12 protein-coding genes and 5 tRNA genes are annotated in these 14,170 nt (G+C 68.5%); 3 read left to right on the forward strand and 14 right to left on the reverse strand.

From position 1 onward, the window contains the following. The 3 genes from xseA to rnd all read right to left on the reverse strand — a co-directional run. Positions 1-1,115, reverse strand: a 1,115-nt coding sequence (xseA, locus tag D1643_RS07080; protein ID WP_160709962.1) for an exodeoxyribonuclease VII large subunit, incomplete at its 3' end; no start/stop codon positions are given. 6 nt (positions 1,116-1,121) lie between these two features. Next, on the reverse strand, positions 1,122-1,784 hold the full coding sequence (locus D1643_RS07085) for a zinc metallopeptidase (protein WP_370520314.1): 663 nt from the start codon (positions 1,782-1,784) through the stop codon (positions 1,122-1,124). Positions 1,785-1,930: 146 nt separating this feature from the next. Continuing rightward, positions 1,931-3,076, reverse strand: coding sequence for a ribonuclease D (gene rnd, locus D1643_RS07090; protein ID WP_160709964.1), 1,146 nt, complete (start codon positions 3,074-3,076; stop codon positions 1,931-1,933). A gap of 89 nt (positions 3,077-3,165) precedes the next feature. On the opposite strand from rnd, the gene D1643_RS07095 reads away from it, so the two are divergent. Next, entirely contained in the window at positions 3,166-4,086 is a 921-nt protein-coding gene (locus tag D1643_RS07095; protein WP_160709965.1) for a diacylglycerol kinase family protein, read from the forward strand. A 72-nt stretch (positions 4,087-4,158) separates the two neighbouring features. Here D1643_RS07095 and D1643_RS07100 read toward each other — a convergent pair whose 3' ends face one another. Next, entirely contained in the window at positions 4,159-5,067 is a 909-nt protein-coding gene (locus D1643_RS07100) for a TerC family protein (RefSeq protein WP_160709966.1), read from the reverse strand. A 284-nt stretch (positions 5,068-5,351) separates the two neighbouring features. Here D1643_RS07100 and D1643_RS07105 point away from each other — a divergent pair, with 284 nt between their 5' ends. Further along, positions 5,352-6,209 carry a teichoic acid transporter gene (locus tag D1643_RS07105; RefSeq protein WP_160709967.1) on the forward strand — a complete coding sequence of 286 codons (858 nt, stop codon included), beginning with the start codon at positions 5,352-5,354 and terminating at the stop codon, positions 6,207-6,209. A 922-nt stretch (positions 6,210-7,131) separates the two neighbouring features. Here the strand turns inward: D1643_RS07105 and D1643_RS07110 are convergent. From D1643_RS07110 to D1643_RS07120, 3 genes are all read right to left on the reverse strand, one after another. Further along, positions 7,132-7,207: transfer RNA gene (locus D1643_RS07110), tRNA-Gly, on the reverse strand. A 23-nt stretch (positions 7,208-7,230) separates the two neighbouring features. After that, positions 7,231-7,304: transfer RNA gene (locus tag D1643_RS07115), tRNA-Cys, on the reverse strand. Positions 7,305-7,372: 68 nt separating this feature from the next. Then, a tRNA-Gly gene (locus tag D1643_RS07120) sits at positions 7,373-7,448 on the reverse strand. Between the two features lie 168 nt (positions 7,449-7,616). Here D1643_RS07120 and D1643_RS07125 point away from each other — a divergent pair. Further along, positions 7,617-7,691: transfer RNA gene (locus tag D1643_RS07125), tRNA-Val, on the forward strand. Positions 7,692-7,761: 70 nt separating this feature from the next. On the opposite strand, the gene D1643_RS07130 is transcribed toward D1643_RS07125, so the two are convergent. From D1643_RS07130 to gap, 7 genes are all read right to left on the reverse strand, one after another. Further along, the gene (locus tag D1643_RS07130; protein WP_160709968.1) at positions 7,762-8,676 is read right to left on the reverse strand and encodes a cation diffusion facilitator family transporter; all 915 of its coding nucleotides are present in this window, start codon (positions 8,674-8,676) and stop codon (positions 7,762-7,764) included. 80 nt (positions 8,677-8,756) lie between these two features. After that, positions 8,757-8,845: transfer RNA gene (locus D1643_RS07135), tRNA-Leu, on the reverse strand. 80 nt (positions 8,846-8,925) lie between these two features. Further along, positions 8,926-9,180 carry a preprotein translocase subunit SecG gene (gene secG, locus D1643_RS07140; protein WP_160709969.1) on the reverse strand — a complete coding sequence of 85 codons (255 nt, stop codon included), beginning with the start codon at positions 9,178-9,180 and terminating at the stop codon, positions 8,926-8,928. Between the two features lie 69 nt (positions 9,181-9,249). After that, a complete protein-coding gene (gpmI, locus tag D1643_RS07145; RefSeq protein ID WP_160709970.1) occupies positions 9,250-10,818 on the reverse strand; it encodes a 2,3-bisphosphoglycerate-independent phosphoglycerate mutase in 1,569 nt (522 codons plus the stop codon). Then, positions 10,818-11,591: a triose-phosphate isomerase gene (gene tpiA, locus D1643_RS07150; protein ID WP_160709971.1), complete on the reverse strand. Its 774-nt coding sequence runs from the start codon at positions 11,589-11,591 to the stop codon at positions 10,818-10,820. The genes gpmI and tpiA overlap by 1 nt, the downstream gene beginning before the upstream one ends. A 41-nt stretch (positions 11,592-11,632) precedes the next feature. Then, positions 11,633-12,823, reverse strand: coding sequence for a phosphoglycerate kinase (gene pgk, locus D1643_RS07155; protein WP_160709972.1), 1,191 nt, complete (start codon positions 12,821-12,823; stop codon positions 11,633-11,635). A gap of 99 nt (positions 12,824-12,922) precedes the next feature. Then, on the reverse strand, positions 12,923-13,927 hold the full coding sequence (gap, locus tag D1643_RS07160) for a type I glyceraldehyde-3-phosphate dehydrogenase (RefSeq protein ID WP_160709973.1): 1,005 nt from the start codon (positions 13,925-13,927) through the stop codon (positions 12,923-12,925). Positions 13,928-14,170 lie beyond the last annotated feature (243 nt).

The raw sequence follows: 14,170 nt of genomic DNA on the forward strand, positions 1-14,170 counted from the left end.
GCGTCCGAGGCGCGGCGGGCGTGGGGCGCGATGGCGCCGGGCAGCAGGCGCACGAGGGCGCCGCGCAGGGCGTCGAGCTCGCGCCGGTCAGCGGCCAGGGCATCGGGCAGCGCCTGGGCCAGGCGCGCGGACAGATCATCGAGGGTCTGGGCGTCGGAGGCCAGGAGCCGCTCGGGCTCGGCGAACAGCGGGCGCATCGCCAGGCGCTCCAGCATGAGGCGCGTGCGCTCGAGGCGCCGCCCCACCGTGGAGGCCAGCGCGTGGGCGCGGGCGCCAAGCTCGCCGGCGAGCGCGCGCACATCAGGCACGGCGGCCGAGGCGGCGGCCGTGGGGGTGGAGGCGCGGTGGTCGGACACCATGTCGGCGATGGAGGTGTCCGGCTCGTGTCCGATGCCGGTGACCACCGGCACGGGCATGGCGGCGATGGCGCGGGCCAGCCCCTCGTCGTTGAAGGGCATGAGGTCCTCGAACGAGCCGCCGCCGCGCACGAGCAGCACCACCTCCGCGCCGTCCATGACGACGCGCTGCATGCCCTCGATGAGGGCTGCCGGCGCGCCGGCGCCCTCCACCGGCACGCCGGCGAGCGCTACGCGGGCCAGCGGGTAGTGCCGGCGCAGGGTGCGCAGCACGTCGTGGACCGCCGCACCGCGCGGCGACGTAACCAAGCCGATCACCTGGGGATACGCCGGCAGCGGCCGCTTGCGCGCCTCGTCGGTGAGTCCCTCGGCCGCCAGCTTGCGCGCGAGGTTGGCCACCTGCAGCCGCAGGTTGCCCTCCCCGGCGAGCGCCACGGAGAACACGTCGAAGTTCATGCGCCCCTTGGCCGCGTACAGGGTGAAGCGGCCCGAGAGCTCCACAAGCGCCCCCACCCGCAGCTCGACGCCCGCGGCCTGGTAGCGGTTGTTCCACATCATGCAGGGCAGCGAGGCAGACGCGTCCTTCACCGTGAAGTAGACCGCCTTGTACCCCGGCTTGGCCGAGAGCTCCGACACCTCGCCCACCAGGCGCACCGTCACGCCCTCGAGGGCGCCCTTGGCAAGCGCCATGGCGGCCGAGACGGAGAGCGCCTCCTTGCGCGCGGCCCCCTCGGGGCCCTCCTGCCGCTGAAGCGCCATGGCAGCCTAGTCCTGGCGCTGGCCGAGCAGCCAGAGCAGCTGCAGGATGGAGGTGAGCGCGGCGGCCACATAGGTGAGGGCGCAGGCGCGCAGCACGTTCCAGGCGCCGGCCTGCTCCTGCTGCGCCAGGCCGATCTCGCCCATGTAGACCATGGCGCGACGCGAGGCGTTGAACTCGACCGGCAGCGTGACCAGCTGGAAGAGCACCACCACGGCGTACATGACGATGGCGGCCAGGATGAGGTTGTTGCTCACCATGATGATGCCGAGCATGAGCAGGAAGATCCAGGCGTTGGAGGCCAGGTTCACCGCCGGCACGATGGCGCCGCGGATCTTCATGGGCGCGTAGTCCTGGGCGTACTGGCAGGCATGCCCCACCTCGTGGCAGGCCGTGGCGGTAGCGGTGATGGTGCGCCCGTCGTAGGCCTCCGGCGAGAGGGTCACCGAGTTGCTGCGCGGGTCGAAGAAATCCTGGCCCGGGCCTCCGCGATATACCTGCACGTCATGGATCCCGTAATAGGCGAGCATCCGGCGCGCGCACTCGGCACCGGTGAGCCCGTTGCCGATGGAGACGTGGGTGTACTTCTTGAGCTGGCTGTTGACGTACCACTGGGCGCCCAGGCCGATGACCAGGGTTGCCGCCACCAGCATGAGGTAGCTCATGTTCATGGCTCTCATCACTCCTTCTGGGGTGTCTCGTAACGTATGGGGTGGCATTATAGCAAACAGAAGTACGCCCTTGATCACACGGGACGAAGAGCGTCAAACCTCCGTAACCGAGGACCTGCCTGCCGCCGCGCGCCGCCCGCGCGAGCCTAGGGGACGGGTGTCACCCGCAGCCCCTCCTCGCCCAGGCTGAGCGCCAGGCGCCCGGCCAGAAGATCGAGCAGCTCCTCGCCCACCATGGCGCGCCGCCAGCCGCGCAGCACGTCCACCTCCTCGGTGTAGCCGCGGGCCAGGCGGGCCAGGTCATCGCGGCTCGCAAGCGTCTGCATGGCAATGCCGTTCTCCCGGGCGCGCAGGCGCACCACCGCCTCCATGAGGTCGAGCTGGGCGTCCACGTTAGGCTCGCTCTTCGACGCACGGTCGAGCACGGGCCACCGGTCCTGGGGCTCGTCGAGCCCCTTGCGCAGCAGCGCCGCCACCGTCCGCGCGTCGCGGGTGGGCAGCTTCTCGCGCATGCCGCGCACCATGAACAGCTCGTCGATGCTGCGCGCCTCGCGCTTGCAGGCCTCCACGATCTGCTCGTCGGTGATGACCCACTTGCGCGGCACGTCGCGGCGGGCCGCCTCCTCCTCGCGCCAGGCCGCCACCTCGCGCGCAGCCGAGAGCTGGCGGCGCGAGAGCGACGAGACGCGCTTGAGACGCCGGAAGCGCTGGCGCGGGTCGGCCTCATAGCGGGCCGGATCGGATAGCTCCGCGAAGTCGGGCGCGAGCCACTCACGCCGCCCGCGCGCATCGAGCATGGCGCACATCTCACGGTAGATGCCCGGCAGGTACACCACGTCATCGGCGGCGTACTCCAGCTGCGAGTCCGACAGCGGCCGGCGCGACCAGTCGGTGTAGGAGTCCACCTTCTTGAGATTCACCCCGCACACCGAGTGGACGAGCGCGCCGTAGCCGATCTGCTGGGTGTGGCCGAGCAGGGCCGCCGCCACCTGGGTGTCGAAGATGGGCTCGGGCAGCATGCCCACCTCACGGTAGAGGATCTCCAGGTCCTGGCCGCCGGCATGGAACAGCTTGACGATGCCGCGGTCGGCCAGAAGCGGCACGAGCACGTGCAAATCGCTCACGGCGAAGGGGTCGACGATGGCCACCTCGTCGTCGGTGGCCAGCTGGAGCAGGCACAAGCGGGCGTAGTAGGTCTTCTCGCGGAGGAACTCCGTGTCGATGGCCAGCACCGATGAGGCGCGCGCGCGTTCGACGAAGGCCTCCAGGGTCTCTTGGTTGTCGATGTACACCGGGTCGTTTCCTTACAAACAGGGCCTGACGTCTGAGGACGCCACGCTATTGTAGTACCATCCCCATCATAGCAAGGGAAAGGACTCCTGTGAAACTGCTGATCGTGAACAACCTGGTCTCCGGCTACGGGGAGGGCGCGATATACGACTACATCCGCGCGTTCGCGGCCGACGGCGACGAGGTGGTCATCCGATCGACTGACGGCTCCACGGACCTGCGGCGCTTCCTCGCCGACGCCGAGGAGTTCGACGCGGTCATCGCCAGCGGCGGCGACGGCACCGTAGCGGCCGTGACCTACCTCCTGGCGGACACGGGCATCCCCGTCCTGCCCTTTCCCGCCGGCACCGCCAACCTGCTGGCCATGAACCTGGCCTCCCCCGCCGAGCCCCACGCGCTCGCCAAGCTCACGCGCGAGGGCGAGATCATGGACTTCGACCTCGGCGAGATAGAGCTGGCCTCCGGCGAGCGCTTCGGCTTCTCCATCATGGCCGGCGCGGGCTACGACGCCCTCATCATGCAGGGCGCCAAGCCGGCCAAGCGCCTGCTCGGGCCCATGGCCTACTTCACCTCCGCGCTCACCAACCCGCTGCCGCAGTTCTCGCGCTTCACCATCGACATCGACGGCGAGGTCATCGAGAGCGAGGGGGTGGGCGTGCTCATCGTCAACTTCTCCAAGATTCAGTTCGATCTGCCGGTGGTGCACCAGAACCTCCCGCGCGACGGCGTGTTCGACGTGGCCGTCCTCCACACCCGCGACGCCTTCGGCCTCATCCCCGCCCTGCTCGCCAGCATGCTCGACCGCTCAGGCGACTTCCCCGACCGCACCGACGCCCTCGAGCTGCATCGCGGGCGCACCATATCGGTCAGCGCCGACCCGCCCCTGCCGGTGCAGTACGACGGCGAGGTCACCGCGCTTACCACCCCCTTCACCGTGCGGATGATGCCCGAGGCGGCGCGCTTCATCGTCTCGGAGGAATGCGTCAAGCTCTACGGCGAAGACGGCGCCTAGCCCCAGAACGCAAGGAAGGCCCCGGTCAGGGGCCTTCCTTTTCCTTTGGGGGCGGCGCGACGGGCCAGACGCCTACTCCACGCGCTCGGCCGAGGTGATGGCGGCGTCCACGCGCTCCTTGGCATGAGCGCCCACCTCAGCCGGCACCGCGCCGGCCTCGGCCTCGCAGACCGCATCGTCGATGGCGGCATCGGCCAGCTCGCGCTTCCACGCCGTCAGGTTGGTGTTGAAGCGCATCTGGATGAGCTCGAGCACCACCGCGAAGATCATGGCGAAGTAGACCATGAGCTTCTCCATGTGCATGTCGAGCACCTCGATGCTCGTGTGGATGCCGGCGGAGTCGAGCACGAGCAGCACGCCGATGGCCACGATGAACACGAGCGCGAGGATCTTCATCTCCGGGTGGCTGTTGATGAAGTTGGAGATGGGGTCGATGAACACCATCATGATGATGACGGCGACCATGACGGCCAGGATCATGATGATGAGGTGCTCGGCCAGGCCCACCGCCGTGATGACCGAGTCGATGGAGAACACGAGGTCCATCACCATGATGGTGCCGACGGCCTGGGGAAGCGAGATGAGGTGGAGCGCCTTGTGCTCCTCGGACGTCTCGGCCTTGATCTCGGTGAGGGCGAGCACGTCCACGAGCTCCCTGATGCCCTTGTAGATGAGGTAGCCGCCGCCCACGAGCATCACTATGTCACGCACGGAGAACCCGTGGCTGAAGAAGCCGAGGTCGATGGTGAACAGGGGCGTGGTCATGTGCACGAGGAAGGAGGCGAAGCAGAGGAACAGGACGCGCATGACGAGCGCGCCGGCCAGGCCGAGCTTGCGGCCGATGTGCCGCTTGTCCTCGGGCAGGCGGTTGGTAGTGATGGAGATGAACACCAGGTTGTCCACGCCCAGGACGATCTCGAGGAAGATGAGCGTAAGCAGGCTGATCCACGCCTCGGGGGTCAGGAATATCGACAGGTCCACAGGTTCCTCCTCTGCTCGCGGGCCGCGCCGGCCCGGCAAAATAAAAGACTCACGGTGCACAGCGGCGCCTTCCGATGCCAGCGTGCACCATGAGTCTCGCTAATTAAGGCTCGCCAGGCAGGCTGTGACCGCAGAAGCGGGAAACCGTCGCCATGATGTTGAACGAGCCGCGCCTGCTGGCGCCAGCTACTCCCCCAGGGGATGCCGCCCCATGCTAACAAAGGGCAGGGCGGCGCGCAATGGTATAATCGGCGAGTCCATCACATCTGTTCAGGAGCAGCCCCATGGAAGCCAAGCACAGCAAGTCCTCCGCCGGCAAGCACGCCGGGGACGCCGCCCCCGCCGACGAGAAGGCGCCTGCCGCACACGGCCGCGCGGCTGCCGAGCAGCGCGAGGAGCGTCCCGCCGAACCGCAGGAGGGCTCCGTCCGCTACCTCGACGGAAAGGGCCTGCGCCGCCCGCTCGACCCGCCCCAGCTCGTCCAGCGCGGCATGGCCGCCTTTGCCCTCGTGGCCGTGGTCGTAGGCGGCTGGCTGCTGTTCCAGTGGGTCGATCGCGTCTACCTCGCCCCCGCCGGCGAGCAGGAGGCGCTCCAGCGCAACCTCACCCGCGAGGTGTCGGCCGACATTCCCGTGCTCTCCTCGCTCATGCCGCTCGACGACGCGGCCATGATGCAGACCTTCACCGACGCCGGCTTCACCCTCTACGAGCGCGTCCCCCTGGGAACGAACGCCGAGGGAGGCTTCGACGTGGTGAAGCTGCCCTCCGACGTACCGCTCGAGGAGGCGGGCCTGCTCTACCTCCAGGGCATCAACAACATCTCGGCCGCAAGCGCCGCGAAGCTGCTCAACGGGTCGTGGGACCTGGAGGTCTCGCGCAAGTCGGGCACCGTGCTGCGCCTGCACTATGCCGACTTCACCGCCACCGACGCCGACTCTGCCATCTTCAGCGCCATGGAGTCCCAGGGCCTCGACAGCACCATGGTCACCGACTCGGGCGTAGACGACGCGGGCAACACCTACCAGGCCGGCACCGCAGACGGCTACACCTGGCGCATCTCGGTCATCGGCCTGTCAGAGGTCTACAAGTCAAGCGGCCTGCCCGCTACCGCCCAGTACGTGGGAATCCGCTTCACGGGATAGCCCTCCGGCCATGCCACGCGGCGGCCGCCCCCTCGCGTTGAAGAGCCGCCTATCGCGTTCCTCGGCCGCCCCCCGGGGGGGCGGCATTTCGAGGGCGTGGGCCGCACCCTCCCCCAATTTTGCACACTTTTTTCGACTTTGCGACAGCAGCGCATCCGCTGGCCGGGACACAACGGGCGTTTTCCCAGGTCGGCTTGGCCGGTCTTCCGGATGGCTCCCCAGCGAGGCCCCTCCACGCGTGATGGCGGACCCGATTCTGTCACAAAGTCGTCGAAACTGTGCAGAATCGGACGGCGCGGCTCATACGGAGTCGCGATAAAGCGCCACGGACTCACCCCGCCGGGCAGACAGAGATGGCGACGCAAGCGGTGCGGGGCCGCCTTCGCCCGTCGCATCGACTCCTCGGCCAAGCCTCCTCGGAGCCTTCCTGGAAGGGCCCCTCTCGAAGGATCCGAGGAGGACGCGGCGGGCGCGGGTAGAACGTCTTGGCGCAAGCGCGCGCTGTTTTGGAAGCTGTGGCCGGCATCTCCCCCTGCCGGCGAGACAGGCGAGGCGGTCTTCCCGGATGATGTCTGGGCGGGCAGGAGCGCCGCCGTGCCCGTCGCCTGCCCGCGAGAGGACGTGCTCGCGGGGCATCCGGCCCAGAGCGAGTCGGGCGCGTCGCGGACGACGCCGATGGCGAAGGGTTCGCCCCGTCATGGCCGCGGTCGACGGAGCCGGAGGCTTTGCCATCGGCAGCGAGGGCCCTAGGGCCTGAAACGCACATCCGACGACACCGCTCCAGGCCTTCTGCCAGATAAAGCGCGAGACCACGACCAGGCTCACGCTCGTAGCGCCAAGGGAAGCCTCATATCGCGAGCTCCCTCCGCTTCTTCCTTGTCGCGCACGAAAAAGGGCTCCCGGAGGGGAGCCCTTGGAGTTCTGGAGCGGACAACGGGATTCGAACCCGCGACCCCCACCTTGGCAAGGTGGTGCTCTACCAGCTGAGCCATGTCCGCGTTACGCGTGGATGCCGAGAAGCTGGAGGCGACGCCCGGATTTGAACCGGGGGTGAAGGCTTTGCAGGCCTCTGCCTTACCACTTGGCCACGTCGCCTCGTCATGCGGCATCTGTCATGAAAGAGGCCGGCCAGGGCGTTGCTCGGGCCGGCCTTTCGATGACAATGGAGCGGACAACGGGATTCGAACCCGCGACCCCCACCTTGGCAAGGTGGTGCTCTACCAGCTGAGCCATGTCCGCGTCGCGAGGAAATATATTAGTGGAAGTGACCGAGACGCGCAAGGGTGTTTTTGGAATTTTTCCCCACGCGGCCGCTTGGAGATTTTCAGAAATAGGGTCTTGCCACCAGAGGGCGTTCTGGTAGAATATCCACTTGCTGACGCGGAAATGCGTCGCTCACCACAACGTGGGCGGTTAGCTCAGGGGGAGAGCACTACCTTGACACGGTAGGGGTCACAAGTTCAAATCTTGTACCGCCCACCATGAAACCCCAGCAGGCGACTTCGGTCGCCTGTTTTTTATGCCCGCATCCCGCGGCCGGGGCCGTCCTCCCCTAGCGCGCCGGCCCCTCGTCCTCTCCTGCGTCTCCCTCGGGCTCGATGTGGACGAGCACCTCGCGCACGGCGGGGAACTGCTCCTTCACGGCCGCCTCCACCTCATCGCCGAGCGCGTGGGCGTCACGCACGGTCATGGCGGGGTCCACCCAGATGTGCAGGTCGCAGTAGACCTCGGCCTCGGTGCCGCGGGTGCGCACCCGGTGCACGCCGCGGATGCCGGGCACGGAGGCCGCCACGGCCCGCACGGCGGCCTCCGGCAGCTGCGCGGTATCCGAGAGCGTCCGGAACGCCGTGCGGAACACGCCCCAAGCCGACACGAGGATGGCTGCGGTCACCACGAGCGCCATGAGGGGATCGGCCTGCGGGAACCCGAGCGCCACGAGCACCAGACCCGCGATGACCCCGAGCGACACGAACACGTCGGAGAGCGTATGGGCCGCGTCGGCCATGATGATCTCGCTCTTGAGACGCCGCCCGGCACGTCGCTCGTAGGTGGTCACGAACAGGTTGATGACGAGGGTGCCCACCATGACGGCGAACGACGCCGGCGTGACCACCGCCGTGTAGGAGCCGCTCATGAGCTTGCCCACGGCCCCGCTGCCCACCTCGAAGGCCGCCAGGAGCAGCAGCGCGCCGATGGCGAGCGAGCCGTAGGTCTCGAACTTGGAATGGCCGTAGGGATGGCCCTCGTCGGCCGGGCGCGCGGCCAGCGCGATGCTCACGAGCCCCACGATGTTGCCCACCGAGTCGAACACCGAGTGGATGCCGTCGGCCTGCATGGAGGCCGAGCCCGACGCCAGGCCGTAGAAGAACTTGGCCGCCGCCACGGCAAGGTTGAGCACGAAGACGATCCACAGCACGCGCTCGACGCGGTGGGCGTGAGACGTGCCCGCAGAGCTCTCGACGGCCATGGGACGGCCCTCCCTCCTCGGCGGCCCGTCGAGCCGCCTGATAATGAAAAGAGCCCCTGACGGGGCTCTTCGGGTTTCGCTGGTGTCAGAGGCGGGATTTGAACCCGCACACCCGATATATGGGCACTAGCACCTCAAGCTAGCGTGTCTGCCGTTCCACCACTCTGACATGCTTCAAACAGCGACGATTAGTTTAGCAGAACCCGGTGCGTATGCAACCGGAAATTTTCGAAACTTAGCCGCGCGCCCCTAAGCGGAGATGGAGCCGTGGGGATAGATCACCATCAGCACCAGGAGGGAGACCATGAACACGACCGCAAGGATGATGGTGATGCGATCGAGGTTCTTCTCCACGATGCTCGTGCCCGTCTGGGTGGAGTACATGGAGCTGGCGATGGCATCGGAGATGCCCGTGCCCTTGCCGGAGTGCAGCAGGATGAAGACGACCAGCCCGACGCCGGAGACGACGAGCAGGATAAGCATGATGATAAGCAGCGGACTCAAGGTTTCACTCTTCTCTTCGCAGGACGAACATCAATACGCAAGTAGCTGATTATAGCCAAAGCGGCCCCATCAGGCAAGGAGGCTCTTGCCCGTCATCTCCGGCGGCACCGGCAGCCCGAGCGCCGTGAGCAGCGTGGGGGCGATGTCGGCCAGGCGGCCGTCCTCCCCCGAGAGCGCGAGCCCCGCGCCCGTCTCGTCCACCAGGATGAGCGGCACCGGCGCGGTGGTGTGCGCCGTGTGCGCCGTGCCGTCCTCGGCGATCATCTTGTCGGCATTGCCGTGGTCGGCCGTCACGAGCGCCACGCCGCCTGTGGCCGCCACCGCGTCGAGCACGACCCCCACGCCGGCGTCCACGGCCTCGACCGCGGCCACAGCGGCGCTCACCGAGCCGGTGTGGCCCACCATGTCGCAGTTGGCGAAGTTGACGATATAGACGTCGGCCTCGTCGGCAGCGATGGCGTCTGCCAGGCGGCGCGCCACCTCCGGCTCGCTCATCTCGGGCTGCAGGTCGTAGGTGGCCACCTTGGGGCTCGCGACGAGGGAGCGCGTCTCCCCCGCCTTCTCCTCCTCGCGCCCGCCGTTCAGGAAGAACGTCACGTGAGCGTACTTCTCCGTCTCGGCGATGTGATACTGGCGCAGGCCCGCATCGGCGATGACGTCGGCCAGCACGTTGTCGGGAAACTCCTTGGCGAAGGCCACCGGCGCCGGGATGTCCGGGTCGTACTCGGTCAGGCACACGAACGACAGCCGCGGCCAGCGCGTGCGGGGAAAGCCGGCGAAGTCCGGGTCGGTGAGGGCGCGGGTGATCTCCCGGGCGCGGTCGGGCCGGAAGTTGAAGAAGATGACCGCGTCGCCGTCGCGCATGCCGCGGTCGTCCAGGGCCACGGGCACCACGAACTCGTCGGTGACGCCCTGCCCGTAGGAGGCCTCCATGGCAGCCACGGCGCCCGCCTCGCAGAGGTTGGCCGCGTCCACGAGCGTGTCGTAGGCCCGCTCGACGCGCTCCCAGCGGTTGTCGCGGTCCATGGCGTAGTAGCGCCCCGAGATGGTGGCTATGGCGGCATCGAAGACGCCCGCGGCCCCGTCGCGCAGCTCGCCGATGACGTCGAGGAGCTGCTGGACGTAGCCCGCCCCGCTCGCCGGCGGCACGTCGCGGCCGTCCATGAGGCAGTGGACGCGCACCGTGGGCACGCCGGCATCGCGGGCGGCGCGCAGGAGCGCGTAGAGGTGCTCCTGCGAGGAGTGGACGCCGCCGTCGGAGAGCAGCCCCATGAGGTGCAGCGCCGCGCCCGGCGCCTTAGCGGCCTCGAAGGCCTCCTGGATGCGCGGGTTGGCCGCGAGCGAGCCGTCGGCGCAGGCGTTGTTGATGCGGGTGAGCTCCTGGAACACCACGCGCCCCGCGCCGATGTTGAGGTGGCCCACCTCCGAGTTGCCCATCTGGCCGTCCGGCAGGCCCACGGCCTGGCCCGACGCCTCCAGGCGCACCCAGGGACGATGGGCGAACAGGTCGTCGAGCACCGGCGTGGCGGCCTGGGATATGGCGTTGCCCTCCCCCGGATCGGCCAGGCCGAAGCCGTCCATGATGATGAGGCAGACCGGCCTGCGCAGGCCCGCGCGCGCGGCGGCGTCCGCGGCCATTACAGCGCGGCCTTCACGATGGTGAGGAACGAGCCCGCCTTGAGCGACGCGCCGCCGATGAGGCCGCCGTCGATGTCGGGCATAGCCAGCAGGAGCTCGGCGTTGCCCTCGTTCATCGAGCCGCCGTAGAGCACGCGCATGCCCTCGGCGACCTCCGCGCCGAAGAGCTCGGCCAGCGTGGCACGAATGGCGGCGCACACCTCCTCGGCCTGCTCGGGCGTGGCGGTGCGCCCGGTGCCGATGGCCCAGATGGGCTCGTAGGCCACCACGGCCTCGGCGGCCTCAGAGGCCTCGATGCCGGCGAAGGCGGCACGCACCTGAACGCGCACGTAGTCGAGGTAGGCGCCCTCGTCGCGCACGGCAAGCGACTCGCCCACGCACACGATGGGCTTGATGCGGCCGGCGATGAGGGCCTTCGCCTTGAGGTTCACGCCCTCGTTCGTCTCCCCGAACAGCTCGCGGCGCTCGGAGTGGCCGATGATGCAGTACTCGCAGCCGATCTCCGAGAGCATGTCCACGGAGATCTCGCCGGTGAAGGCGCCCTTAGGCTCGTAGTAGACGTTCTGAGCGCCCACGGCCACCTTCATGCGGTCGAAGAGGAAGACGCCGCGAACGGCCTTGAGGTCGACGGAAGGCGGGCAGACGCACACGTCGACGAGCTCGGTCCAGTCCTTCTCGCAGCCGTTGGATATCTCCTGGGCGAGGACCACCGCCTCGCTGACGGTGTTGTTCATCTTCCAGTTGCCCGCGATGAGGGGCTTGCGCTTGGTCATGGATGGCTCCTTGGTCGTAACGGTCAGATGTGGCGGCGCCCCTAGGCGCGCAGGGCCTCGACGCCCGGCAGGGCCTCGCCCTGCACGAGCTCCATGGAGGCGCCGCCGCCGGTGGAGATGAAGGTCATGGCATCTGCCAGGCCGAACTTGTTGACGGCGGCCACCGAGTCGCCGCCGCCGATGATGGTGTCGGCGGCCTCGTTGGCGGCCACGGCCTCGGCCACGGCGCGGGTGCCGGCGGCGAAGGGCTCCATCTCGAACACGCCCATAGGGCCGTTCCAGAACACCGACGCGGCGTCGGCGATGGCGGCGGCGTAGGCGTCGGCCGTCTCAGGGCCGATGTCGAGGCCCATCATGCCCTCGGGGATGGCGCTCACGGGCACCGTCTTAGTCGCCGCGTCCTCGGCGAAGCGGTCGGCCACCACCACGTCGGTGGGCAGCAGCAGCGCGACGCCGCGCTCACGCGCCTTCTCGATAAGGCCCGCGGCGCGCTCCACCCAGTCGTCCTCCTTGAGGGAGGCGCCCACCTCGTACCCCTGGGCCAGCAGGAACGTGAAGCACATGCCGCCGCCGATGATGAGCACGTCGGCCTTGTCCATGAGGGCGTCGATGACCTTGATCTTGTCGGAGACCTTCGAGCCGCCGAGGATGGCGACGAAGGGGCGCTTGGGCTCGTCGAGCATGCCGGTGAGGGTGGCCACCTCGCGCTCCATGAGGTAGCCCGCGTAGGCCGGCAGCAGGGCCGCCACGCCGGCGGTGGAGGCGTGCGCGCGGTGCGCGGTGCCGAAGGCGTCGTTGACGTAGGCGTCGGCCAGGTCGGCCAGGGCGCGGGCGAAGGCGGGGTCGTTCTTCTTCTCGCGCTTGTCGAACCGGATGTTCTCGAGCAGCACGATGTCGCCGTTCTCCATGGCGTCCACCACCTCGGCCACCTCGGGGCCGATGAGGTCGCGGGTGAGCACGATGTCGCGCCCGAGCAGCTCCTGCAGGCGGCGGGCGATGGGGCCTAGGCTGAAGGCCTCCTCGTAGCCCTCCCCCGCCGGACGGCCGCGGTGGCTCGTGAGGATCACCCGGGCGCCGTCGCCGACGAGCTTGTCGATGGTGGGCAGCGCCGCGCGCAGGCGCGTGTCGTCGGTGACGTTGCCCTCGCCGTCCACCGGCGCGTTGAAGTCGACGCGCACGAGCACGCGCTTGCCGGCGAAGTCGGCGTCGTCGATGGTCTTGATGTCGGCCATGTCGTTCCTTTCTCGGGCCAAGGCGGGCACCGGGCGCCCGCCCCCTCTATGCAGAAAAGCGGCCCCGCGAGGAGGCCGCTTCTCACAGGACGCGAAGCGTTACGGGAGCAGGATCTTCACGAGGTCCTTCACGCGGTTGGAGTAGCCCCACTCGTTATCGTACCAGGACACGCACTTGACGAAGTTGCCCTCGCCGCCCATGACCATGGTGAGCTTGGAGTCGAAGATAGAGGAGGCGGGGTCGTCCACGATGTCGATGGAGACGATGGGATCCTCGGTGTACTCGAGGATGCCCTTGAGCGGGCCCTCGGCCGCGGCCTTCATGGCGGCGTTGACCTCCTCGACGGTGACGTCGCGCTCGAGCTCCACCGTCAGGTCAACCATCGAGCCATCGGGGGTGGGAACGCGGGTGGCGAAGCCGTCGAGCTTGCCCTTGAGCTCGGGGAGCACGAGCGAGACCGCGCGGGCGGCGCCGGTGGTGGTGGGGATCATCGACATGGCGGCGGCGCGGGCGCGGCGCAGGTCCTTGTGGGGCAGGTCGAGGATCTTCTGGTCGTTGGTGTAGGAGTGGATGGTGTTCATGTAGCCGCGGCGGATGCCGAAGTTGTCGAGCAGCACCTTGGCGAAGGGGGCCAGGCAGTTGGTGGTGCACGACGCGTTGGAGATGATGTGGTGCTGGGCCGGGTCGTACTGGTCGTCGTTGACGCCCATGACGATGGTGATGTCCTCGTTCTTGGCGGGCGCGGAGATGATGACCTTCTTGGCGCCGGCGTCGATGTGGGCATGGGCCTTGTGGGCGTCGGTGAAGAAGCCGGTGGACTCGACCACCACGTCCACGCCAAGCTCGCCCCAGGGCAGGTTGGCGGGGTCCTTCTCGGAGAGCACCTTGACGGCGTGGCCGTCGGCGATGAAGCCGTCCTCTGTGACCTCGACGGTCTCGAAGGCGCGGCCGTGGACGGAGTCGTACTTCAGGAGGTGGGCCATGGTGGGAATGTCGCCCAGGTCGTTGACGGCGACCACGTCGATCGCGGGGTCGTTGGCCATGGCGCGGTACGCCAGACGGCCGATGCGGCCGAAGCCGTTGATGCCAACCTTGATAGTCATGGTATCCCCTTTCGAAAGATACAGGCGCTATGCGTAACGCCGTCTATTGTGCCATATCGCGGCCCGCGCGGGGGGAGAAATGACGGGCAGGCGGACGAGGGGTGGACGCCCGGGTGCGTGGTGCCGATCGACGTGCGAGAAGAGGTGTGGAGAGCCGGTGATGGCAGGCGAGGCGTCGGACGGGGTCGGGCGGACGGGGGCAGGCGCGGGGGCGCCGGGGCGTGGCGGGCGTCGGAGGCGGGG

The organism is Enterorhabdus sp. P55 (assembly GCF_009911695.1).
Lineage (GTDB): Bacteria > Actinomycetota > Coriobacteriia > Coriobacteriales > Eggerthellaceae > Enterorhabdus.